This window comes from Mycolicibacterium chengduense (assembly GCF_033741155.1).
Classification (GTDB): domain Bacteria; phylum Actinomycetota; class Actinomycetes; order Mycobacteriales; family Mycobacteriaceae; genus Mycobacterium.
In genome coordinates this window covers 1-21,455 of sequence record NZ_JAWQNH010000009.1, presented here as the reverse complement: position 1 = coordinate 21,455, position 21,455 = coordinate 1, and the positions used below count along the sequence as shown (strand labels likewise).

16 protein-coding genes and 2 rRNA genes are annotated in these 21,455 nt (G+C 65.4%); 13 read left to right on the top strand and 5 right to left on the bottom strand.

The window, feature by feature from the left end; all coding sequences use genetic code 11:
• The 6 genes from SBI67_RS27020 to SBI67_RS26995 all read left to right on the top strand — a co-directional run bounded on the left by SBI67_RS27020 (position 1) and on the right by SBI67_RS26995 (position 4,861).
• Positions 1-477 (top strand): arginine repressor, encoded by a 477-nt coding sequence (locus SBI67_RS27020; RefSeq protein WP_266049608.1) that lies wholly within the window; start codon positions 1-3, stop codon positions 475-477.
• A gap of 29 nt (positions 478-506) precedes the next feature.
• Entirely contained in the window at positions 507-1,706 is a 1,200-nt protein-coding gene (locus SBI67_RS27015) for an argininosuccinate synthase (protein WP_266049607.1), read from the top strand.
• 88 nt (positions 1,707-1,794) lie between these two features.
• The gene (gene argH / locus SBI67_RS27010) at positions 1,795-3,204 is read left to right on the top strand and encodes an argininosuccinate lyase (protein ID WP_318983529.1); all 1,410 of its coding nucleotides are present in this window, start codon (positions 1,795-1,797) and stop codon (positions 3,202-3,204) included.
• Between the two features lie 111 nt (positions 3,205-3,315).
• The gene (locus SBI67_RS27005; RefSeq protein ID WP_318983528.1) at positions 3,316-3,837 is read left to right on the top strand and encodes a hypothetical protein; all 522 of its coding nucleotides are present in this window, start codon (positions 3,316-3,318) and stop codon (positions 3,835-3,837) included.
• Positions 3,834-4,400 (top strand): hypothetical protein, encoded by a 567-nt coding sequence (locus SBI67_RS27000; RefSeq protein ID WP_318983527.1) that lies wholly within the window; start codon positions 3,834-3,836, stop codon positions 4,398-4,400. The genes SBI67_RS27005 and SBI67_RS27000 overlap by 4 nt, the downstream gene beginning before the upstream one ends.
• Positions 4,397-4,861, top strand: coding sequence for a hypothetical protein (locus SBI67_RS26995; protein WP_318983526.1), 465 nt, complete (start codon positions 4,397-4,399; stop codon positions 4,859-4,861). Before SBI67_RS27000 ends, SBI67_RS26995 begins: the two co-directional genes overlap by 4 nt.
• Here SBI67_RS26995 and SBI67_RS26990 read toward each other — a convergent pair.
• Both SBI67_RS26990 and SBI67_RS26985 read right to left on the bottom strand, forming a co-directional pair.
• Complete coding sequence (locus tag SBI67_RS26990) at positions 4,818-6,116, bottom strand: hypothetical protein (protein WP_318983525.1); 1,299 nt, start codon at positions 6,114-6,116, stop codon at positions 4,818-4,820. The genes SBI67_RS26995 and SBI67_RS26990 overlap by 44 nt on opposite strands.
• Before the next feature lie 18 nt (positions 6,117-6,134).
• Positions 6,135-7,922 carry an ABC-F family ATP-binding cassette domain-containing protein gene (locus SBI67_RS26985; protein ID WP_318983524.1) on the bottom strand — a complete coding sequence of 596 codons (1,788 nt, stop codon included), beginning with the start codon at positions 7,920-7,922 and terminating at the stop codon, positions 6,135-6,137.
• Positions 7,923-8,053: 131 nt separating this feature from the next.
• Here SBI67_RS26985 and SBI67_RS26980 point away from each other — a divergent pair, with 131 nt between their 5' ends.
• From SBI67_RS26980 to SBI67_RS26970, 3 genes are all read left to right on the top strand, one after another.
• Positions 8,054-11,023 carry an acyl-CoA synthetase gene (locus SBI67_RS26980; RefSeq protein ID WP_318983523.1) on the top strand — a complete coding sequence of 990 codons (2,970 nt, stop codon included), beginning with the start codon at positions 8,054-8,056 and terminating at the stop codon, positions 11,021-11,023.
• A gap of 61 nt (positions 11,024-11,084) precedes the next feature.
• Positions 11,085-11,522: a hypothetical protein gene (locus tag SBI67_RS26975; RefSeq protein ID WP_318983522.1), complete on the top strand. Its 438-nt coding sequence runs from the start codon at positions 11,085-11,087 to the stop codon at positions 11,520-11,522.
• Between the two features lie 9 nt (positions 11,523-11,531).
• Positions 11,532-11,747 (top strand): Trm112 family protein, encoded by a 216-nt coding sequence (locus SBI67_RS26970; RefSeq protein ID WP_318983521.1) that lies wholly within the window; start codon positions 11,532-11,534, stop codon positions 11,745-11,747.
• Here the strand turns inward: SBI67_RS26970 and SBI67_RS26965 are convergent.
• The 3 genes from SBI67_RS26965 to SBI67_RS26955 are packed head-to-tail and all read right to left on the bottom strand — an operon-like array spanning position 11,719 to position 13,869.
• Positions 11,719-12,336, bottom strand: a complete 618-nt coding sequence (locus tag SBI67_RS26965; RefSeq protein WP_318983520.1) for a TetR/AcrR family transcriptional regulator — start codon at positions 12,334-12,336, stop codon at positions 11,719-11,721. The two genes, SBI67_RS26970 and SBI67_RS26965, sit on opposite strands and share 29 nt — an antisense overlap.
• A 7-nt stretch (positions 12,337-12,343) precedes the next feature.
• Complete coding sequence (locus tag SBI67_RS26960; RefSeq protein WP_318983519.1) at positions 12,344-13,171, bottom strand: ABC transporter permease; 828 nt, start codon at positions 13,169-13,171, stop codon at positions 12,344-12,346.
• Positions 13,114-13,869: an ABC transporter ATP-binding protein gene (locus SBI67_RS26955; RefSeq protein ID WP_318983518.1), complete on the bottom strand. Its 756-nt coding sequence runs from the start codon at positions 13,867-13,869 to the stop codon at positions 13,114-13,116. The genes SBI67_RS26960 and SBI67_RS26955 overlap by 58 nt, the downstream gene beginning before the upstream one ends.
• Positions 13,870-14,107: 238 nt before the next feature.
• On the opposite strand from SBI67_RS26955, the gene SBI67_RS26950 reads away from it, so the two are divergent.
• The 4 genes from SBI67_RS26950 (at position 14,108) to SBI67_RS26935 (ending at position 21,443) form a co-directional block, all read left to right on the top strand.
• Positions 14,108-14,716: a DNA-3-methyladenine glycosylase gene (locus SBI67_RS26950; RefSeq protein WP_318983517.1), complete on the top strand. Its 609-nt coding sequence runs from the start codon at positions 14,108-14,110 to the stop codon at positions 14,714-14,716.
• Positions 14,716-16,035: a tyrosine--tRNA ligase gene (tyrS, locus tag SBI67_RS26945; RefSeq protein WP_318983516.1), complete on the top strand. Its 1,320-nt coding sequence runs from the start codon at positions 14,716-14,718 to the stop codon at positions 16,033-16,035. The genes SBI67_RS26950 and tyrS overlap by 1 nt, the downstream gene beginning before the upstream one ends.
• Before the next feature lie 376 nt (positions 16,036-16,411).
• Positions 16,412-17,931 (top strand): 16S ribosomal RNA (locus tag SBI67_RS26940).
• A gap of 396 nt (positions 17,932-18,327) precedes the next feature.
• Positions 18,328-21,443 (top strand): 23S ribosomal RNA (locus SBI67_RS26935).
• Together the 16S and 23S rRNA genes form the textbook arrangement of a ribosomal RNA operon.
• Positions 21,444-21,455: the final 12 nt, after the last annotated feature.

The following is a 21,455-nucleotide window of genomic DNA, read 5'->3' as shown; positions in this document are numbered from 1 at the left end:
ATGAGTACCCCGACCCGAGTCGGCCGTCAGGCCCGCATCGTCGCGCTGCTGGCAGCGCATGCGGTGAGCAGCCAGAGCGAGCTGGCCGCGATGCTGGCCGAAGAGGGCATCGAGGTCACCCAGGCCACCCTGTCGCGGGACCTGGAGGAGCTCGGCGCGGTGAAGCTGCGCGGTGCCGACGGCGGTGTCGGGGTGTACGTGGTGCCCGAGGACGGCAGCCCGGTGCGCGGGGTGTCCGGCGGCACCGAACGGGTGACCAAGCTGCTGGGCGAGCTGCTGGTGTCCACCGACGCCAGCGCCAACCTGGCCGTGCTGCGCACTCCGCCGGGAGCCGCGCACTACCTGGCCAGCGCCATCGACCGGGCATCGTTGCCCCAGGTGGTCGGCACGGTGGCCGGTGATGACACCATCTTCGTGATAGCGCGTGAGCCGATGACCGGCGCCGAGCTCGCGGCCATGTTCGAGAACTTGAAATAGCAGTACAGACAAATAAGGGAGAGCAACGAATGTCCGAACGCGTCATCCTGGCGTATTCCGGCGGTCTGGACACCTCGGTCGCGATCAGCTGGATCGGCAAGGAGACCGGGCGTGAGGTGGTGGCCGTGGCCATCGACCTGGGCCAGGGCGGCGAGGATATGGAGGTCGTACGCCAGCGAGCGCTGGACTGCGGCGCCGTCGAAGCCGTCGTCGTCGACGCGCGGGACGAGTTCGCCGACGAGTACTGCCTGCCGACCATCCAGTCCAACGCGCTGTACATGGACCGCTACCCGCTGGTGTCGGCCATCAGCCGGCCGCTGATCGTCAAACACCTGGTGAAGGCCGCCCGCGAGCACGGTGGCGGCACCGTCGCGCACGGCTGCACCGGTAAGGGTAACGACCAGGTGCGTTTCGAGGTCGGATTCGCCTCGCTGGCACCCGATCTGCAGGTGCTGGCCCCGGTGCGCGACTACGCCTGGACCCGGGAGAAGGCCATCGCCTTCGCCGAGGAGAACGACATCCCGATCAACGTCACCAAGCGGTCGCCGTTCTCGATCGACCAGAACGTGTGGGGCCGTGCGGTGGAAACCGGCTTCCTGGAACATCTCTGGAACGCGCCGACCAAGGACGTCTATGACTACACCGAGGACCCGACGCTCAACTGGAGCACTCCCGACGAGGTGATCGTCGGTTTCGAGAAGGGTGTGCCGGTGTCCATCGACGGCCGCCCGGTCACCGTGCTGGAGGCCATCGTCGAGCTCAACCGGCGTGCCGGCGCTCAGGGCGTGGGCCGGCTCGACGTCGTCGAGGACCGCCTGGTCGGCATCAAGAGCCGCGAGATCTACGAGGCGCCGGGGGCGATGGTGCTCATCACCGCGCACACCGAGCTCGAGCACGTCACGCTGGAGCGCGAATTGGGCCGCTACAAGCGCGGCACCGACCAGAAGTGGGGCGAGCTGGTCTACGACGGCCTCTGGTACTCGCCGCTCAAGCGCGCCCTGGAGGCCTTCGTCGCGCACACCCAGGAGCACGTCACCGGGGAGATCCGGCTGGTGCTGCACGGCGGGCACATCGCCGTCAACGGCCGGCGCAGCCCCACCTCGCTGTACGACTTCAACCTGGCCACCTACGACGAGGGCGACAGTTTCGACCAGTCGTCGGCCAAGGGCTTCGTGCACGTGCACGGCCTGTCGTCCAAGATCTCGGCCAAGCGCGACCTCGGCTTGTGACCTTCATTCCGCGAGCGGCCGTGTTTGCACAGCGACACGCCGCATTGGGTGTGCAAATGGGGCCGCTCGCGGACGGGATAGGACAGAAATGAGTACCAACGAAGGTTCCCTGTGGGGCGGCCGGTTCGCCGACGGGCCATCCGCTGCCCTTGCCGCGCTGAGTAAGTCGACGCATTTCGACTGGGTGTTGGCCCCGTACGACGTCACCGCGTCCAAGGCCCACGCCCGGGTGCTGCACCGTGCTGGACTACTCACCGACGAGCAGCGCGACGGGTTGCTCGCCGGTCTGGACAGCCTGGGTTCCGACGTCGCCGACGGTAGCTTCGGTCCGCTGCCCACCGACGAGGATGTGCACGGCGCGCTGGAACGCGGCCTCATCGACCGGGTCGGTCCGGAACTGGGCGGCCGGTTGCGGGCCGGTCGGTCGCGGAACGACCAAGTCGCCACCCTGTTCCGGATGTGGCTGCGCGACGCCATCAAAACGGTCGGTGCCGGCGTGCTCGACGTGGCCGCTGCGCTGGCCACCCAGGCTGCCGCCCACCCGACGGCCATCATGCCGGGTAAGACACATCTGCAGTCGGCGCAGCCGGTGCTGCTGGCCCACCATCTGCTGGCGCACGCTCACCCGTTGCTGCGCGACGCCGACCGGCTCATCGATCTGGACAAGCGGGCGGCGGTGTCCCCGTACGGATCCGGCGCGCTGGCCGGGTCCTCGCTGGGGTTGGATCCCGACGCCATCGCCGCCGAGCTGGGCTTCGATGCGGCCGCCGACAACTCCATCGATGCCACCGCCGCAAGGGATTTCGCCGCCGAGGCGGCCTTCGTGTTCGCCATGATCGCGGTGGATTTGTCCCGGCTGGCCGAGGACATCATCCTGTGGAGCACTACCGAATTCGGCTACGTGAAACTGCACGACGCCTGGTCGACCGGCAGCTCGATCATGCCGCAGAAGAAGAACCCGGACATCGCCGAGCTCGCCCGCGGCAAGTCCGGGCGGCTCATCGGCAATCTCGCGGGGCTGCTGGCCACGCTGAAGGCGCAACCATTGGCCTACAACCGGGATCTGCAGGAGGACAAGGAGCCCGTCTTCGACTCGGTGGCGCAGCTGACCTTGTTGTTGCCCGCCATGGCCGGACTGGTCGGCACCCTCACCTTCGACACCGACCGGATGGCGCAGCTGGCGCCGCTGGGCTACACGCTGGCCACCGACATCGCCGAATGGATGGTGCGCCAGGGTATTCCGTTCCGGGTCGCGCACGAGGCCGCCGGTGCGGCGGTCAAGGCCGCCGAGTCGCGAGGTGTCGGGCTGGAGGAACTCGCCGACGACGAGCTCGCCGGCATCCATCCCGGCCTGACCGCGCAGGTGCGCGAGGTGCTCACCATCGCGGGCTCGGTCGATTCCCGGGACGCCAGGGGCGGCACCGCGCCGGCCCAGGTGGCCCGCCAGCTCGGTATCGTGCGGGACACCTTGGATCGACTTCGGATCGGACTGCGCTAGGTACTATCGGCAGCCATGGAGCCCGGGGGGAGCACCGCCACGCCGACGGTGGGTGTCCGCCAGCGTGTTTGGCGTTGGGTCTCGGGGTGGGGTGTCAAGGAGTGGCGCCGGGTGGCATTGACGGCTGTGCTGGCCGGCACCGCGGCCTTCGGTGGACTGGACACGGTCAACGACCACATCACCGATATCGCGCCCGGCGAGATGTTCAACACCGGTGAGTTCGAGATGACGATCCAGCGGGCCACCCTGGTCACCGAGGTGCGGGCGGGCAGCCGCGTGCTCTACGCGGGCAAGCCGGGCAGCCGTTATCTCGGCCTGGTGGTCACCGCGCACAACATCGGCACCCTGCCCGGCGTCGTGGACAAGCCGATACGGCTGATCGACCAGCCCGCCGCGGAGGCGCTGGCCGCCATGCGGGTGGCCGATGGCACCATCGCCGGACGGCTGGGACCCGGGCTCACCGACGAGATCGTGCTGCTGTGGCGGCTGCCCGAGAACGCGCTCGCGGTCGGCGCGCAATTACCGGTCCGGGTCTACAAGGAAGTGCGTAAGGCCAGTGTCACCGCCGGACAGGCGTGGGTGCGCGGCGACGACTACGCCCAGCTGACCGTCCCGGTGCGAGGCCGACCGTGAGGCGGCCGCTGTATGCGCTGGCCAGCACCGTGGTGATCGCAGCGGCAGCATGGATGTGGCACAACCTGCCCACCCCCGACGAGGTGTACGGATCGTTCGACGTGCATGCCGGTATGGGCCAGCGGGCCACCGGTGAACCGATCACCGCGCAGGTCACCGGCGTGCGCATCGGCCCGCGGATCCGCAAGACCCAGTACCCGCCGGGCCTCGTCGATGCCCTCGGCACCTGGGTGGTCATCGACGGGGAGGCCATGACCACCGTGGCCGATGATGTGCCCACCGTCGATCTACTGGTCGGCCCGAACACCTACGTGCCGACCAACCGACTCGGTTTCACCGCACTCACCGGCAATCTGACTCCCGGTATCGCCGTGCGCAGTTCGTGGATCTTCGACGTGCCACCGGAACTCGTCGCGCCCGGCGCACAGACCATCACCCTGCGGGTCTGGGTGGACGACTGGCGTCAGGACTCCCGGCTGGTCATCGCGATCCCGCTCGACGATCCCCGGGTACAGCGCACCGACGTCGTCGCGTTCGGACCCGCCACCCAGGTCGGCACATGAGCGTCCGGCTCTGGCAGCGCAACCTCATCGGCACCGGGGTCGCCGCGGCGGCGCTCGCGGTGATCGTGGTGACCACCGTGCGACCGGCGTGGCAGAACTACGAGCGCACCGTCCAACCTGCCCACATCGCAGCGCCCCACCAGGCGATCGACGTCGACGGGCAGACCTGGTCGGTGCGGACCGTCAGCCGCTCGACGCGGGCGGCCGGGTCCGGCGCGGCGCTGCCCGAGGGGACGGTCCTGATGAATGTCGTCGTCGAACGATCGGGAGCCCCGGCGGACGGATTCGGCTGCACCGGCTACCTGATCCAGGGGGACAGGTCCTGGCGGGCGTCGGCCGGACCGCCCTGCGGTGCGGCGGTGACGATGCCGTGGAGCTTCCTGATTCCGGCGAGCGCGGAACCGGAGGCGGTCGACGTCACGAAATCGGATGGCTCGATTCTGCTTCGACTGCAGTTGTAGCCGCGCTGCGCCGCACGCACCAGGCCAGCGCGGTGGCGATGACGCAGATGCGCAACGGTTCGACGATCGAATGGGAAATCAGTGCCATCGCATCCCAGGTGCCGTACCAGAACGTGACATCGTGCGGCCCCAGCAGCCAGGCCATCGCGCGCAGCAGATAGCCCGAACCCAGCTGCGCGCGGTAGTAGCTGCCCGACATGTCCAGCCACGCCAGTCCCAGATAGGCCAGCACGTACAGGGCCAGCGCGAGCACACCGGCGGCGGCGATGACATGCGCCGAGTCGGTGATCGGTTTGAACTTGCCGATCTGACCGGTCAGCTGGTCGTACACCTCGGTGCGCACTTTGCCGGGAAGGCGTTTCCACCCGGTGTTCAGCCGGGTGCGGGTGGCCTCGGAACGGTCGATCCAGTGGCCCCACCGATCGCCGGCGACCCGGCGCGCCGCGGCCTGCCAATCGGCTTTCGCCGTCGCGCCGTAGACGATGCAGGCCACCGCAAGCCAGATCAACGGGACCGCGGCCCCGCCGAACGCGGTCTTGACCGCCCACACCGCGCCGTCCCACAGCGTCTCCAACGGTGCGAAATGCGAGAAGACGCTCTCCCGAGTGTGGTCGAACCACACGATGATCCGCCGTTCCGACAGCCACGCCGACGGGTTGATCAGCAGCGTCAGACCGTGACTGGCGGACACCGTCAGCACCAGGAACACCCACAACGCGTCCACATACACCCGGATGGGTAGCAGCCAACCCGGTGCCCGGTCTTTGAGCCGGCCGAGGACCAGCCGCGCCACCAGGGCGACGACGATGACGGCGATGCTGACCGTGCTGACCGGCAGCATGTTCGGGTCCAGCTCGACGGGCGCAGTGGAGGTGAGCGCCTTGTCGAGTTGATAGTCCCCGGCGCGGTAGAGGAACGTCAGCCAGTCCTCCCGGAACATCTGCCAGGCGAGGTAGATCGCGAAGAACGGCACGATGATCGTCGCGAAGATGTCGATCTGGCGTGCCGAGCGCGGCGGCAGACCGGCCAGCTCCGGGATGCCCGGCCGGATCACCATGAACATCGCGACGTAGGACCCGAGCCGCGCCATCCCGGCCAGCGGCATGATCAGCGACGCCCAGAGGTAGTTGTCGTATCCCGCCCAGGCCGCCCACTCGATGGCACCGATCCGGCCGAGGTAGCCGAGCAGGTAACACGCCACCAGCTGCGGGAAGTAACGCACGCACAGCGTCACCGGCATCAGCAGATAGCGCACCGCCTCATGGTAGCGAGGTCAGCCCAGCTGCTCGGTGAGCTCCAGCCACTTCTCCTCGAGTTGTTCGACCTCGGCCTCCAGCTCGCGCAACTCGCCGGTAAGTCGTTGCAGCCCTTCGTAATCGCCCTGATCGTGTTCGGCAAGGCGGTGGTGGGCGGTGTCGATCAGACCGGTCAGCTTCTCCAACCGCCGTTCGATCGAGGCGATCTCCTTCTGCGCGGCCCGCAGGTCCGCGCCGGACAACCCTTCCCGAGCTTCGGTTTTCGCCGGTGCGGCGCCGGTCTGTGCGGCGTGCGCGGCACGCAGCCGCAGGTATTCGTCCACCCCGCCGGGCAGGTGGCGCAGCCGGCCGCCGAGGATGCCGTACTGCTGATCGGTGACCCGCTCCAGGAAATACCGGTCGTGGCTTACCACGATCATCGTTCCCGGCCAAGAATCCAGCAGGTCTTCCATCGCGGCCAGCATGTCGGTGTCCAGGTCGTTGGTCGGCTCGTCGAGGATCAGCACGTTGGGCTGCTCGAGCAGGATGAGCAGCAGCTGCAGCCGGCGCTGCTGACCGCCGGAGAGGTCCTTGACCGGGGTGGACAGCTGCGCGCTGGCGAAGCCGAGCCGCTCCAGCAGCTGGCTGGGCGTCAGCTCCTGGGCCTTGGAGCCCGCCCCGAACGTGTAGGTGGTGGCCAGCCGGGCCAGCACCACGCGCACCGGCTCGTCCAGATGCTCGGCCAGCTTGTCCACACCCTGGGTCAGCGCGGCCACCTTGACCGTCTTCCCGCGTTTCACCCGGCCCGCGGTCGGCTCCACGGTGCCGTCGATCAGCCCGAGCAGGGTCGACTTACCCGCACCGTTGACGCCCAGGATGCCGGTGCGCTCGCCGGGCGCGATGCGCCATTCGACCTCGTGCAGCACCTCCCGACCGTCGTAGCTCACCGACGCATCGAGCAGGTCGACGACCTGCTTGCCCAGGCGGGTGACCGCCAGCGACTGCAGCGCCACCTTGTCGCGGATCTCCGGGACGTCGGCGATCAGGGCGTTGGCGGCGTCGATGCGGAACTTCGGCTTGGAGGTCCGCGCCGGCGCGCCGCGGCGTAACCAGGCCAGCTCCTTACGGGCCAAGTTCTGCCGGCGGGCCTCCACCGCGGCGGCCTGCCGGTCGCGCTCAACGCGCTGCAGGATGTAGGCCGCGTAGCCGCCCTCGAAGGGTTCGACGATGCGGTCGTGCACCTCCCACGTCGTCGTGCAGATCTCGTCGAGGAACCAGCGGTCGTGCGTGACCACCAGCAGTCCGCCGGCGTTCGGGCTCCACCGTCGTTTCAGATGGTCGGCCAGCCAGGTGATGGCTTCCACGTCGAGATGGTTGGTGGGTTCGTCGAGCGCCAGCACGTCGTGGTCACCGGCCAGCAGCCGGGCCAGCGCAACCCGCCGGCGCTGACCGCCCGACAGGGTGCCCAGCACCGCCTGCCAGTCCAGGTCGCCCAGCAGCCCGGCGATGACGTCGCGCCCGCGCGGGTCGCCCGCCCATACGTGCTCGGGAACGTCTCCCACCACGGCGTGCCCGACGGTGTCGGTCGGGTCCAGCGTGTCGGCCTGATCGAGGACGCCGATGCGTACCCCACCCCGGACGGTGACCCGGCCGCCGTCGGGGCGCACCCGTCCGGCCAGCATGGCGAGCAGGCTGGATTTGCCGTCGCCGTTGCGACCGACGATGCCGATGCGGTCACCTTCGTTCACGCCCAGCGAGACGGAGTCGAAGACGACCTTGGTGGGGTATTCCAGGTGAAGGGCCTCGGCCCCGAGAAGATGCGCCATGTCCCCACCAGGCTAGGCGGGCGCCGGGCCGGACATTCACCCACCATATTCGCGGTGGCCGCCCGATGCTGCTATGCCATGATGGCCGGGGCATCGGGGGAATGGACTATGAGGCGTTAGGGGAGCGGGCGTTGGTCGATTTCTCACTGATCACCGGACCGGTCGGCCGTCTTCTGGCCACCGCGCAGAACGGGATCGAGGTGCTCCGCTACGGCGGGCTGGAGACCGGCGCGGTGCCGTCACCGTTCCAGATCATCGAGAGTGTCCCGATGTACAAGCTGCGCCGCTACTTTCCGCCGGACAGCCGGCCGGGCGCGGCGACGCCCGGGCCGCCGGTGCTCATGGTGCACCCGATGATGATGTCGGCCGATATGTGGGACGTGACCCGGGCCGACGGCGCGGCCGGCATCCTGCACAACGCCGGTCTCGACCCGTGGGTCATCGATTTCGGGTCACCCGACCAGATCGAGGGCGGGATGCGGCGCAACCTCGCCGATCACGTGGTGGCCCTCAGCGAGGCCATCGACACCGTCAAGAAGCTGACCGACCGCGACGTCCACCTGGCCGGCTATTCGCAGGGCGGCATGTTCTGCTACCAGACGGCGGCCTACCGGCGGGCGCAGGACCTGGCCAGCATCATCACCTTCGGTTCCCCGGTCGACACGCTGGCCGCGCTGCCGATGGGGATCCCGCCCAATATGGGCGCCGTCGCGGCGAACTTCATGGCCGACCACGTGTTCTCGCGGATCGACATCCCGGGTTGGTTGGCGCGCACCGGTTTTCAGATGCTCGACCCCCTCAAGACCGCGCAGGCCCGGTTGGACTTCCTGCGCCAGTTGCACGATCGTGAGGCGTTGCTGCCGCGCGAACAGCAGCGCCGTTTCCTGGACTCCGAGGGCTGGATCGCCTGGTCCGGACCCGCGATCTCGGAGCTGCTCAAGCAGTTCATCGCGCACAACCGGATGATGTCCGGTGGGTTCTCCATCCGCGGCGATCTGGTGACCCTCGCCGATATCGACTGCCCGATCCTGGCGGTGGTCGGTGAGGTCGACGATATCGGCCAGCCGGCCGCGGTGCGCGGTATCAGAGCCGCGGCTCCGAAGGCCGACGTGTACGAATACCTGATCAGGGCAGGGCATTTCGGCCTCGTCGTCGGGTCGAAGGCGGCCACTCAGACGTGGCCGACGGTCGCGGCGTGGGTCAAATGGCGCAGCGGTGAGGGTCCGCTGCCCGACGATGTGGCGCCGATGGCGCATCGGCCGGCCACCGCAGCCACCGAAAGCGGTGTCCCGCTGGCCTCCCGGGTAGCCGCGGGCACCGCGGCGGCCACCGAGGTGGCGTTCGGTCTGGCCCGGACGGCCGCGGATGCCGTTGTGGCGGCACAGAAGTCGGCCCGGACACTGGCGGTGGAGACCGCACGCACGCTGCCCAGGTTGGCGCGCCTCGGTCAGATCAACGACCACACCCGCATCTCGCTGGGCCGGATCATGTCCGAGCAGGCCGAGAACAACCCCAACGGCGAGTTCCTGCTGTTCGACGGCCGCGTGCACACCTACGAGGCGGTGGACCGCCGGGTCAACAACGTGGTGCGTGGCCTCATCCAGGTGGGCATCCGGCAAGGCGTCCGGGTCGGGGTGCTGATGGAAACCCGCCCCAGTGCGCTGGTGGCTATCGCCGCCCTGTCCCGGCTCGGCGCGGTGGCCGTGCTCATCCCGCCGGACGCCGACCTGGCCGAGGTGGTCCGGATCGGCGGGATCGCCGATGTGCTCGCCGATCCCGGCAACCTGGAGGTGGCCCGCGGCCTCGGCATCCGGGTGTTGGTGCTCGGCGGCGGTGAATCGCGTGACCTGCATCTGCCCGGTGACACCGACGACGTGGTGGACATGGAGCGCATCGACCCGGACAAGGTCATCCTGCCCGGCTGGTACAAGCCGAACCCGGGATTCGCTCGCGACCTTGCCTACGTCGCGTTCGCCGGCACGCGCGGGCGGTTGGTGGCCCGCCAGATCACCAACTTCCGCTGGGCGCTGTCGGCGTTCGGTACCGCCTCGGCGGCCAACCTGAGCAACCGAGACACCGTCTACTGCCTGACCCCGCTGCACCATCAGTCGGGTCTGCTGGTCAGCCTCGGCGGTGCCGTCGTCGGCGGAACCCGGATCGCGCTGTCGAGAGGCCTGTCCCCGGACCGCTTCCTGCACGAGATCCGGCAGTACGGGGTCACGGTGGTGTCCTACACCTGGGCGATGCTCGGTGAGGTGATCGACGATCCGGCGTTCCGGCTGTCCGGTAACCACCCGGTGCGGTTGTTCATCGGGTCCGGTATGCCGACCGGGCTGTGGCGCAGGGTGGTCGACGTGTTCGATCCGGCGCATGTGGTGGAGTTCTTCGCCACCACCGATGGGCAGGCGGTCTTGGCCAACGTGTCCGGCGCGAAGTTCGGCAGCAAGGGCCGGCCGCTGCCGGGCGGTGGCCGGGTGCAGTTGGCCGCTTACGACGCCGTCGACGACCTGATCCTGGAGGACGAGCACGGTTTCGTGCGGTTGGCGCAGACCAACGAAGTGGGCGTGCTGCTCGCGCAGCCGCGCGGCCCGGTCGATCCGACGGCCTCGGTCAAGCGGGGTGTCTTCGCCGCCGCGGACACCTGGGTGTCCACCGAGTCGCTGTTCCGGCGCGACGAGGACGGCGACTACTGGTTCGTCGACAATCGCAGCGCGGTGATCCGCACCGCGCGTGGCCCGGTGTTCACCGCCGCGGTCAACGACGCCGTCAGCCAGGTGGAATCGGTCGATTTGGCCGTCACGTACAGCCTCGACCTGCCGCGGCGCTGCCTCGCGGTGACGGCCGTGACGCTGCGGCCGGGCGGCAGTGTGCCCAGCGCCGAACTCAACGACGCGCTGGCGGCGCTGCCCGTCGGCGCCGGCCCCGACATCGTGTACGTGACACCGGCCATGACGCTCAGCGCGTCCTACCGTCCCATGGTGGGACCGCTGCGGGCGGCGGGGGTCCCGAAGGCCTCGCGTAACGCCTGGTATTTCGACGCCGATACGCATCAGTACAAGCGCCTGACGGCGGCGGTGCGGGCCGAGCTCGGGGATCTTTGACGAGTCCGGTGCCCTTGACGCTGTTAGGCTCCCCGTGATGGCGCGACGCAATGGAGGTTCTATGGCACCGGAGTCACAGCGGGCGAACGGCTGGCGCCGCGCGATCGCAGGCGTTGCGGTGGCCACCGGCTTGATGGCCGCTTTCGGATCCGGGATCGCCAGCGCCGATGTGCTCGACGATATTGCCGCCGAATACGACACCGGTGCCGGTGGTGGTCAGATCTCCAATCTGATCCACGACGCGCTCAAGTTGCGTGCGCTGGGTTTCCTGCCGTCGAAGGGCAACTACGCCGACCTCCAGGACGGCCTGGACCGGCGGCCGAACCAGGTGCCGCTGATCAACGCGCTGAAGAACACGGTGGACTTCCAGCGTAAGACGCAGGCCCGCACGGTCAAGCCGTCCAACCCGACCACCATCGGGATCAACACCTACAACCCGGCCAACGACAGCGTGCTGGGTGGCTTCACCATCAGCGGCCCGCCACTGGGTGGCGGATAACCTGCTGTCGTGGTCGATTCCAAACTGCTGAGCATCCTGGTCTGCCCGCAGGATCACGGACCGCTGCTCTATATCGCCGGTGAGTGCCTGTACAACCCGCGGTTACGGTGTCGCTACCCGATAGTCGACGACATCCCGGTGCTGCTGATCGACGAAGCGGTCGAGGTGACCGATGATGCCGAGCATGACCGCCTGGTCAACTCAGGCTCGGCAGCTCCCCGGTGAGATAGCGCTGCAGGTTCGGTGCGATCGTCGTGGCGATGGCCTCGGGCGACAGCGACGCGAACGGCTCCAGCTCCAGGATGTAGCGCGCCACCACTACGCCGACCAGCTGGGACGCCACGAACTGCACCCGGATCGGCCCGGATCCCGGTGGGTTGTCCACCCGGGAGCCGACCTCGGCGGTGATCACCTCCTGCAGGAACGAGCGCACCAGGCTGACGTCGGCTCCGCCGAGAATCGAGCGCAGCGTCGCGATGAAGCCCTTTCCGATCTCGGAATCCCACAGCGGCAGCAGCAGCGACGGGAGCACCAGGCCCATCTCGTCCACCGGAGTGTCGCGCAGCGGCCCGATCACCTGCATCGGGTCGATCGGGATCTGGATCGCCGCCGCGAACAGTTGCTGTTTGGTGCCGTAGTAGTGGTGCACCAGGGCGCCGTCCACGCCGGCTTCCGTCGCGATCGCACGGATCGAGGTCTTGTCGAAGCCATTGCGGGAGAACAGTTCCCGGGCACTCGCCAGAATCCGCTCGCGAGTGCCGGACGCCCCGGGCGGTCGCCCTGGCCGTTTTCGTTCGGTGTGGTGGCTGGTCACGGTCTCCTCATGGGGTGCGGCGCCGGAGTGTCGCCGCGGCCAGCGCCAAGGCCAGGATCGCGAATCCGATGACCACCGCGATATCGCGGACCGCGATGGCCGTGGGTTCGCTGTGTGCGCCGACCTGTTGCAGTGCTTCCAGAGCGTAACTGGCCGGCAGCGCATTGCTGATCCACTGCAGCCACTCCGGAAGCATGTCCCTGGGCACCATGATCCCGCACAGCAGCAACTGCGGGGCGATCACCACCGGCATGAACTGCACGGCCTGAAATTCGGTGCGGGCGAAGGCACTGCACAACAAGCCCAGGCCCACGCCGAGGACCGCGTTGATGATGGCGATGAGAAACACCAGTGCCGGGCTGCCCGCGGTGTCGAATCCGAGGAACCAGAACGCCACGACGCAGGCCAACGTGGCTTGGATGGTGGCCGCGATGGAAAACGCAGTGCCGTAGGCGGCGAGGAGGTCGAACCGGCGCAGCGGCGTGGTCAGGATCCGTTCGAGCGTGCCCGACACCCGTTCCCGTTGCATGGTGATCGAGGTGATCAGGAACATCACGATCAGGGGGAAGACGCCGAGCATGACCAGGCAGGCGTTGTTGAACGGCGACGGCGCACCCGGCCGGTGCGGCACGTCATCGAACATGAAATACATCAGCGTGATGATCAGCGTGGGCACCACGACGATCATCGCCACGCTGCGGTGGTCGCCGGCCAGCTGGCGCAAGATCCGGCCGGTGGTGGCCAGGTACGCCCGCGGGCTCAGCGTGCCCGGCTTTTTCACGCTGCGGTGTTGTGCCGGATGACGGACAGGAACGCTTCCTCCAGTGACGAACATCCTGTGTCCTCTCGCAATCGGGTGGGGGTGGTGTGGGCGAGCAGGTGGCCTTCCCGCATGAGCAGCAGCTCGCCGCAATGGTCGGCTTCGTCCATGACGTGGCTGGACACCAGCAGCGTGGTGCCGGCCCGGGCGAGCTGGTGGAACTGCTCCCACAGGTCCACGCGCAGCACCGGGTCCAGTCCGACGGTGGGCTCGTCGAGCACCAGCAGGTCGGGGTGCGAAACCAGTGCACAGGCCAGTGACACCCGTGTGCGCTGGCCGCCGGAGAGGTTGTCGCACAATGCGTTTCGATGATCGCTCAGGCCTACCGCGGCGATCGCGTCCTCGGCGGCTTGGGTGTCCGCGCCGTACAGGGCGGCAAAGTAGCGGGCGTTGTCGATGACCCGCAGGTCACGGTAGATGGTCGCGTCCTGCGTGACATAGCCGACGCGGTGGCGCAATTCGGCCGAGCCCGCCGGATGGCCCAGCACCGTGACCGTCCCCGAGGCGATGACCTGGGTGCCCACGATGGCCCGCATCAGGGTGGTCTTCCCGCAGCCCGAGGGGCCCAACAGTCCGGTGATGGTCCCCGGCCGAATCTGTACCGACAGATCGCGCACGGCGTGGTGGTTACCGCGGGTGACCTGCAGATGGTCGATGCGGATCGCCGGTTCGCTGTGCCGGCCAGAAAATTCATCGTGCGATGAAGTCATCATGTGATGAATATTGCGCCCGCTGGGTGTGGGTGTCAAGAGGCCGGGCACAATGCGGGGGATTGGTGCGGAGCGACGGGGGTTAGGTGTGGGGCGAGCGGAGCGACGGGGGATGAGCGCAGGGCGAGCGGAGCGACGGGGGATGAGCGCAGGGCGAGCGGAGCGACGGGGGATGAGCGCAGGGCGAGCGGAGCGACGGGGGATAGGCGCAGGGCGAGCGGAGCGACGGGCTGACCGGACTTTGGCCGATGCGCTGGCGGTGGACCCGGTGACCGCGGCGCGGTTGTTACTGGGCGCAGAACTGAGCAGTCGCGGCGTCGTCGCCACCGTCGTCGAGGTCGAGGCCTACGGCGGGCCTCTAGACGAGCCCTGGCCGGATCCCGCGGCACACTCCTACCGTGGTCCGCGGCCGCGCAACCTGGTGATGTTCGGGCCTGCGGGCCGGATGTACACCTATCGCAGCCACGGGATCCACGTATGCGCCAATGTGGTGTGTGGGCCTGAAGGTTTCGCGGCCGCTGTGCTCTTGCGGGCGGCTGTGGTGACCGAAGGTGAGGAGCTGGCCCGTAGCCGCAGGGGAGTGGCCGTGCCCTCGCCCGCGCTCGCGCGTGGGCCGGGAAACCTGTGCTCGGCATTGGGAATCCTGATGGAGGACAACGGGATTGACCTCGCAGCCGAGGGGAGTCCGGTGCGGCTGAGATTGAATCCGGTCACCGGTGCGGTGCCCGGCCCGCGGGTTGGTGTGAGCACCGCCGCGGATCGGCCGTGGCGGTTCTGGTTGGCGGGCTATCCGGAGGTGTCGGCCTATCGGCGCAGTCCGCGGGCGCCGATGCCGGGTAGCAGCGACTGATGCAGGAAGATGGCACCGTGAGCACGGGCATCCTCGAAGAGCTGGAATGGCGCGGCCTGATCGCGCAGTCGACCGACCGCGACGCACTGGCGTCCGATCTGGCCACCGGGCCCATGACGGTCTATTCGGGATTCGACCCCACCGCGCCCAGCTTGCACGCCGGTCACCTCGTCCCGCTGCTCACGCTGCGCCGATTCCAGCAGGCCGGACACCGCCCGATCGTGCTGGCCGGCGGAGCGACCGGGATGATCGGCGATCCGCGCGATACCGGGGAGCGAACCCTGAATACCGCCGACACCGTCGCCGACTGGGCTGACCGGATACGCGGCCAGTTGGAGCGCTTCGTCGAGTTCGACGACTCGCCGACCGGTGCCATCGTCGAGAACAACCTGAACTGGACGGGGCCGCTGTCGGCCATCGAGTTCCTGCGCGATCTCGGGAAGTACTTCTCGGTGAACGTGATGCTGGACCGCGACACCGTGCGGCGCCGGCTGGAAGGCGAGGGCATCTCTTACACGGAGTTCAGCTACATGCTGTTGCAGGCCAACGACTTCGTTGAGCTGCATCGACGGCACGGCTGCGCGCTGCAGGTCGGGGGTTCCGATCAGTGGGGGAACATCGTGGCCGGGGTGCGACTGGTCCGCCAGAAGGAGGGCGCCACCGTGCATGCCCTGACGACGCCGCTGGTCACCGACTCCGAGGGCAAGAAGTTCGGCAAGTCCACCGGCGGCGGCAATCTGTGGCTGGATCCGGAGCTGACCTCGCCGTATGCCTGGTATCAGTACTTCGTCAATACCGGCGATGCGGATGTCATCGGGTATCTGCGGTGGTTCACCTTCCTGGACGCCGAGGAGCTGGGTGCCTTGCAGACGGCGACCGTGGAACGCCCGCATGAGCGGGCGGCGCAGCGGCGGTTGGCCAGGGAACTCACCACGCTGGTGCACGGATCGGCGGCCACCGCCGCGGTGGAATTGGCCAGTCAGGCGCTCTTCGGGCGAGCGGAGCTCGCTGACCTCGACGAACCGACTCTCGCGGCCGCGCTCACCGAGGCAGGAAACGGTAATGTCGCCGAACTTCCGCCGGGCGGCCCGGACGCCATCACCGACCTGCTGGTCACGACGGGACTGTCGAAGAGTCGCGGCGAGGCCAAGCGGGCCGTCGCCGAGGGCGGTGTGTACGTGAACAACGCGCGTGTCGAGAGCGCCGATTGGCTACCACAAACGACGGACTTTCTGCATGACCGTTGGCTGGTGTTGCGGCGTGGCAAGCGCCACATCGCGGGCGTGCGCCGCGGCACCGCCTCTGACCAGCAGAAATAGGGCGCTGACCTGCGGATTTGACTCGCTGTTAGCCCTCACGTAACTTATTCCAAGTCAGAGCGACACGGCCCCGGCCGGGAAGCGAAGACCAAATCCGAGAGAGATTCCCTTAACAAGGGAGTTCCTCACTGCCCGCACTACGGACCGCGGCTTTTAGCCGCGGACTTGTTGCGCGGTCAGGATCGGGCGTGTTGTTTGAGAACTCAATAGTGTGTTTGGTGGTTTTTGTTTGTTGTTTTTTGGCCATCTTGGTGGGGGACTCCCCGTCTTCCCGCCACATAAGATGGTTTGTTTTTTTGATGCCAGTTTTTGGTGTCTTTTGTTTGTGATCGGATTTTTCTGATTCGAATTCTGCCTCGTTTGTTCGAGGGGTTTTTGTTTGGAGAGTTTGATCCTGGCTCAGGACGAACGCTGGCGGCGTGCTTAACACATGCAAGTCGAACGGAAAGGCCCTTCGGGGTGCTCGAGTGGCGAACGGGTGAGTAACACGTGGGTGATCTGCCCTGCACTTTGGGATAAGCCTGGGAAACTGGGTCTAATACCGAATAGGACTCCGGCCTTCATGGGTTGGGGTGGAAAGCTTTTGCGGTGTGGGATGGGCCCGCGGCCTATCAGCTTGTTGGTGGGGTAATGGCCTACCAAGGCGACGACGGGTAGCCGGCCTGAGAGGGTGACCGGCCACACTGGGACTGAGATACGGCCCAGACTCCTACGGGAGGCAGCAGTGGGGAATATTGCACAATGGGCGCAAGCCTGATGCAGCGACGCCGCGTGAGGGATGACGGCCTTCGGGTTGTAAACCTCTTTCAGCACAGACGAAGCGCAAGTGACGGTATGTGCAGAAGAAGGACCGGCCAACTACGTGCCAGCAGCCGCGGTAATACGTAGGGTCCGAGCGTTGTCCGGAATTACTGGGCGTAAAGAGCTCGTAGGTGGTTTGTCGCGTTGTTCGTGAAAACTCACAGCTTAACTGTGGGCGTGCGGGCGATACGGGCAGACTAGAGTACTGCAGGGGAGACTGGAATTCCTGGTGTAGCGGTGGAATGCGCAGATATCAGGAGGAACACCGGTGGCGAAGGCGGGTCTCTGGGCAGTAACTGACGCTGAGGAGCGAAAGCGTGGGGAGCGAACAGGATTAGATACCCTGGTAGTCCACGCCGTAAACGGTGGGTACTAGGTGTGGGTTTCCTTCCTTGGGATCCGTGCCGTAGCTAACGCATTAAGTACCCCGCCTGGGGAGTACGGCCGCAAGGCTAAAACTCAAAGGAATTGACGGGGGCCCGCACAAGCGGCGGAGCATGTGGATTAATTCGATGCAACGCGAAGAACCTTACCTGGGTTTGACATGCACAGGACGACTGCAGAGATGTGGTTTCCCTTGTGGCCTGTGTGCAGGTGGTGCATGGCTGTCGTCAGCTCGTGTCGTGAGATGTTGGGTTAAGTCCCGCAACGAGCGCAACCCTTGTCCTATGTTGCCAGCGGGTTATGCCGGGGACTCGTAGGAGACTGCCGGGGTCAACTCGGAGGAAGGTGGGGATGACGTCAAGTCATCATGCCCCTTATGTCCAGGGCTTCACACATGCTACAATGGCCGGTACAAAGGGCTGCGATGCCGTGAGGTGGAGCGAATCCTTGTAAAGCCGGTCTCAGTTCGGATCGGGGTCTGCAACTCGACCCCGTGAAGTCGGAGTCGCTAGTAATCGCAGATCAGCAACGCTGCGGTGAATACGTTCCCGGGCCTTGTACACACCGCCCGTCACGTCATGAAAGTCGGTAACACCCGAAGCCGGTGGCCTAACCCCTTGTGGGAGGGAGCCGTCGAAGGTGGGATCGGCGATTGGGACGAAGTCGTAACAAGGTAGCCGTACCGGAAGGTGCGGCTGGATCACCTCCTTTCTAAGGAGCACCACGAGACCTCGGCCCGCCCACATCGTGTGGGGGTTCGGTGATCGAGGCGATTCGTTGGATGGCTCGACCTCTGTAGTGGAGGCGGGTCTGGTGCAACAACAAACTTCTGTGGAACTGCCAGACACACTATTGGGCTTTGAGACAACAGGCCCAGCGACACCTCGCGCCTACGGGAGGGTGGTGTCGGCCGCGAGTGCCGGGTTTTTCCTGGTGTGGACGGTTGCTTGTTGTTGCCCTGCTTTGGTGGTGGGGTGTGGTGTTTGATTTGTGGATAGTGGTTGCGAGCATCTCGCATACAGGAAGATTCCGGTCTCGTGAGGGGCTGGGGTGTTGTTGTGTGTGTTTGATGTGCAATTTCTTTTTTTCTTTTTCTGGTTTTTTGTGTTGTAAGTGTTTAAGGGCGCATGGTGGATGCCTTGGCATTAGGAGCCGATGAAGGACGTGGGAGGCTGCGATATGCCTCGGGGAGCTGCCAACCGAGCGTGGATCCGAGGATGTCCGAATGGGGAAACCCAGCACGAGTGATGTCGTGTTACCCAACGCTGAATATATAGGCGTTGGGGGGGAACGCGGGGAAGTGAAACATCTCAGTACCCGTAGGAAGAGAAAACAATTGTGATTCCGTGAGTAGTGGCGAGCGAAAGCGGAGGATGGCTAAACCGTATGCATGTGATACCCGGCGGGGGTTGTGTGTGCGGGGTTGTGGGGCGTTTCTTCTCAGCACCGCCGTGCTGGGCAGCAGTGATAAAGGTGTGTGTTAGTCGAAGGGTCTTGGGATGGCCTGCCGTAGAGGGTGAGAGCCCCGTAGGCGAAAACATGCACTCTGTTGTGGAACTGTCCCCGAGTAGCAGCGGGCCCGTGAAATCTGCTGTGAATCTGCCGGGACCACCCGGTAAGCCTGAATACTTCCTGATGACCGATAGCGGATTAGTACCGTGAGGGAATGGTGAAAAGTACCCCGGGAGGGGAGTGAAATAGTACCTGAAACCGTGTGCCTACAATCCGTCAGAGCCCTCCTTTGTGGTGGGGTGATGGCGTGCCTTTTGAAGAATGAGCCTGCGAGTCAGGGACATGTCGCGAGGTTAACCCGGGTGGGGTAGCCGTAGCGAAAGCGAGTCTGAATAGGGCGTATCCAGTCAAGAGTGGCTGGTGTAGTGGTGTGTTCTGGACCCGAAGCGGAGTGATCTACCCATGGCCAGGGTGAAGCGCGGGTAAGACCGCGTGGAGGCCCGAACCCACTTAGGTTGAAGACTGAGGGGATGAGTTGTGGGTAGGGGTGAAAGGCCAATCAAACTCCGTGATAGCTGGTTCTCCCCGAAATGCATTTAGGTGCAGCGTTGCGTGTTTCTTGCCGGAGGTAGAGCTACTGGATGGCCGATGGGCCTCACAAGGTTACTGACGTCAGCCAAACTCCGAATGCCGGTAAGTGTAAGCGTGGCAGTGAGACGGCGGGGGATAAGCTCCGTGCGTCGAGAGGGAAACAGCCCAGATCGCCGGCTAAGGCCCCTAAGCGTGTGCTAAGTGGAAAAGGATGTGCAGTCGCGAAGACAACCAGGAGGTTGGCTTAGAAGCAGCCACCCTTGAAAGAGTGCGTAATAGCTCACTGGTCAAGTGATTGTGCGCCGATAATGTAGCGGGGCTCAAGCACACCGCCGAAGCCGCGGCAACGAGTAATCGTTGGGTAGGGGAGCGTCCTGCACCCAGTGAAGCAGCCTGGTAATGGAGCTGTGGAGGGTGTGGGAGTGAGAATGCAGGCATGAGTAGCGATAAGGCAAGTGAGAACCTTGCCCGCCGAAAGACCAAGGGTTCCTGGGGCAGGCCAGTCCGCCCAGGGTGAGTCGGGACCTAAGGCGAGGCCGACAGGCGTAGTCGATGGACAACGGGTTGATATTCCCGTACCCGTGTGTGCGCGCCCATGATGAATCAGAGGTACTAACCACCCAAATGGTGGCCTATCTAATCCTTCGGGAGCGGAAAGTCGCCGGCTGCGTGGGACCTTCTCTGGTAGTAGTCAAGCGATGGGGTGACGCAGGAAGGTAGCCATACCAGTCAGTGGTAATACTGGGGTAAGCCTGTAGGGAGTTGGATAGGTAAATCCGTCCAGCATTTTTCCTGAGAGGTGATGCATAGCCGATTGAGGCGAATTTGGTGATCCTATGCTGCCGAGAAAAGCCTCTAGCGAGCTCACACACGGCCCGTACCCCAAACCAACACAGGTGGTCAGGTAGAGAATACTAAGGCGTACGAGTGAACTATGGTTAAGGAACTCGGCAAAATGCCCCCGTAACTTCGGGAGAAGGGGGACCTCCTACTGTCAACACCCTTGCGGTGGGTAGCGGTGGGGGGTGGCACAAACCAGTGAGAAGCGACTGTTTACTAAAAACACAGGTCCGTGCGAAGTCGCAAGACGATGTATACGGACTGACGCCTGCCCGGTGCTGGAAGGTTAAGAGGACCCGTTAACTCGTAAGGGTGAAGCGGAGAATTTAAGCCCCAGTAAACGGCGGTGGTAACTATAACCATCCTAAGGTAGCGAAATTCCTTGTCGGGTAAGTTCCGACCTGCACGAATGGCGTAACGACTTCTCAACTGTCTCAACCATAGACTCGGCGAAATTGCACTACGAGTAAAGATGCTCGTTACGCGCGGCAGGACGAAAAGACCCCGGGACCTTCACTACAACTTGGTATTGGTGCTCGGTTCGGTTTGTGTAGGATAGGTGGGAGACTGTGAAGCGGCCACGCCAGTGGTTGTGGAGTCGTTGTTGAAATACCACTCTGACCGTATTGGGCCTCTAACCTCGAACCGTCTATCCGGTTCAGGAACAGTGCCTGGTGGGTAGTTTAACTGGGGCGGTTGCCTCCTAAAATGTAACGGAGGCGCCCAAAGGTTCCCTCAACCTGGATGGCAATCAGGTGTTGAGTGTAAGTGCACAAGGGAGCTTGACTGCGAGACGGACATGTCGAGCAGGGACGAAAGTCGGGACTAGTGATCCGGCACCTCTGAGTGGAAGGGGTGTCGCTCAACGGATAAAAGGTACCCCGGGGATAACAGGCTGATCTTCCCCAAGAGTCCATATCGACGGGATGGTTTGGCACCTCGATGTCGGCTCGTCGCATCCTGGGGCTGGAGCAGGTCCCAAGGGTTGGGCTGTTCGCCCATTAAAGCGGCACGCGAGCTGGGTTTAGAACGTCGTGAGACAGTTCGGTCTCTATCCGCCGCGCGCGTCAGAAGCTTGAGGAAACCTGTCCCTAGTACGAGAGGACCGGGACGGACGAACCTCTGGTTTACCAGTTGTCCCACCAGGGGCACGGCTGGATAGCCACGTTCGGACAGGATAACCGCTGAAAGCATCTAAGCGGGAAACCTCTTCCAAGACCAGGCTTCTCACCCTCTAGGAGGGATAAGGCCCCCCGCAGACCACGGGATTGATAGACCAGACCTACACACCTAGTAATAGGTTCAGGGAACTGGCACTAACCGGCCGAAAACTTACACACACCCACACCCCC

Bases quoted from the DNA above. Each gene is read 5' to 3' on its own strand.
- SBI67_RS27020 (WP_266049608.1), top strand. From the start codon at position 1: ATGAGTACCCCGACCCGAGTCGGCCGTCAGGCCCGCATCGTCGCGCTG.
- SBI67_RS27015 (WP_266049607.1), top strand. From the start codon at position 507: ATGTCCGAACGCGTCATCCTGGCGTATTCCGGCGGTCTGGACACCTCG.
- argH (WP_318983529.1), top strand. From the start codon at position 1,795: ATGAGTACCAACGAAGGTTCCCTGTGGGGCGGCCGGTTCGCCGACGGG.
- SBI67_RS26995 (WP_318983526.1), top strand. From the start codon at position 4,397: ATGAGCGTCCGGCTCTGGCAGCGCAACCTCATCGGCACCGGGGTCGCC.
- SBI67_RS26985 (WP_318983524.1), bottom strand. From the start codon at position 7,922: ATGGCGCATCTTCTCGGGGCCGAGGCCCTTCACCTGGAATACCCCACC.
- SBI67_RS26975 (WP_318983522.1), top strand. From the start codon at position 11,085: ATGGCACCGGAGTCACAGCGGGCGAACGGCTGGCGCCGCGCGATCGCA.
- SBI67_RS26960 (WP_318983519.1), bottom strand. From the start codon at position 13,171: ATGTTCGTCACTGGAGGAAGCGTTCCTGTCCGTCATCCGGCACAACAC.
- SBI67_RS26955 (WP_318983518.1), bottom strand. From the start codon at position 13,869: ATGATGACTTCATCGCACGATGAATTTTCTGGCCGGCACAGCGAACCG.
- tyrS (WP_318983516.1), top strand. From the start codon at position 14,716: ATGCAGGAAGATGGCACCGTGAGCACGGGCATCCTCGAAGAGCTGGAA.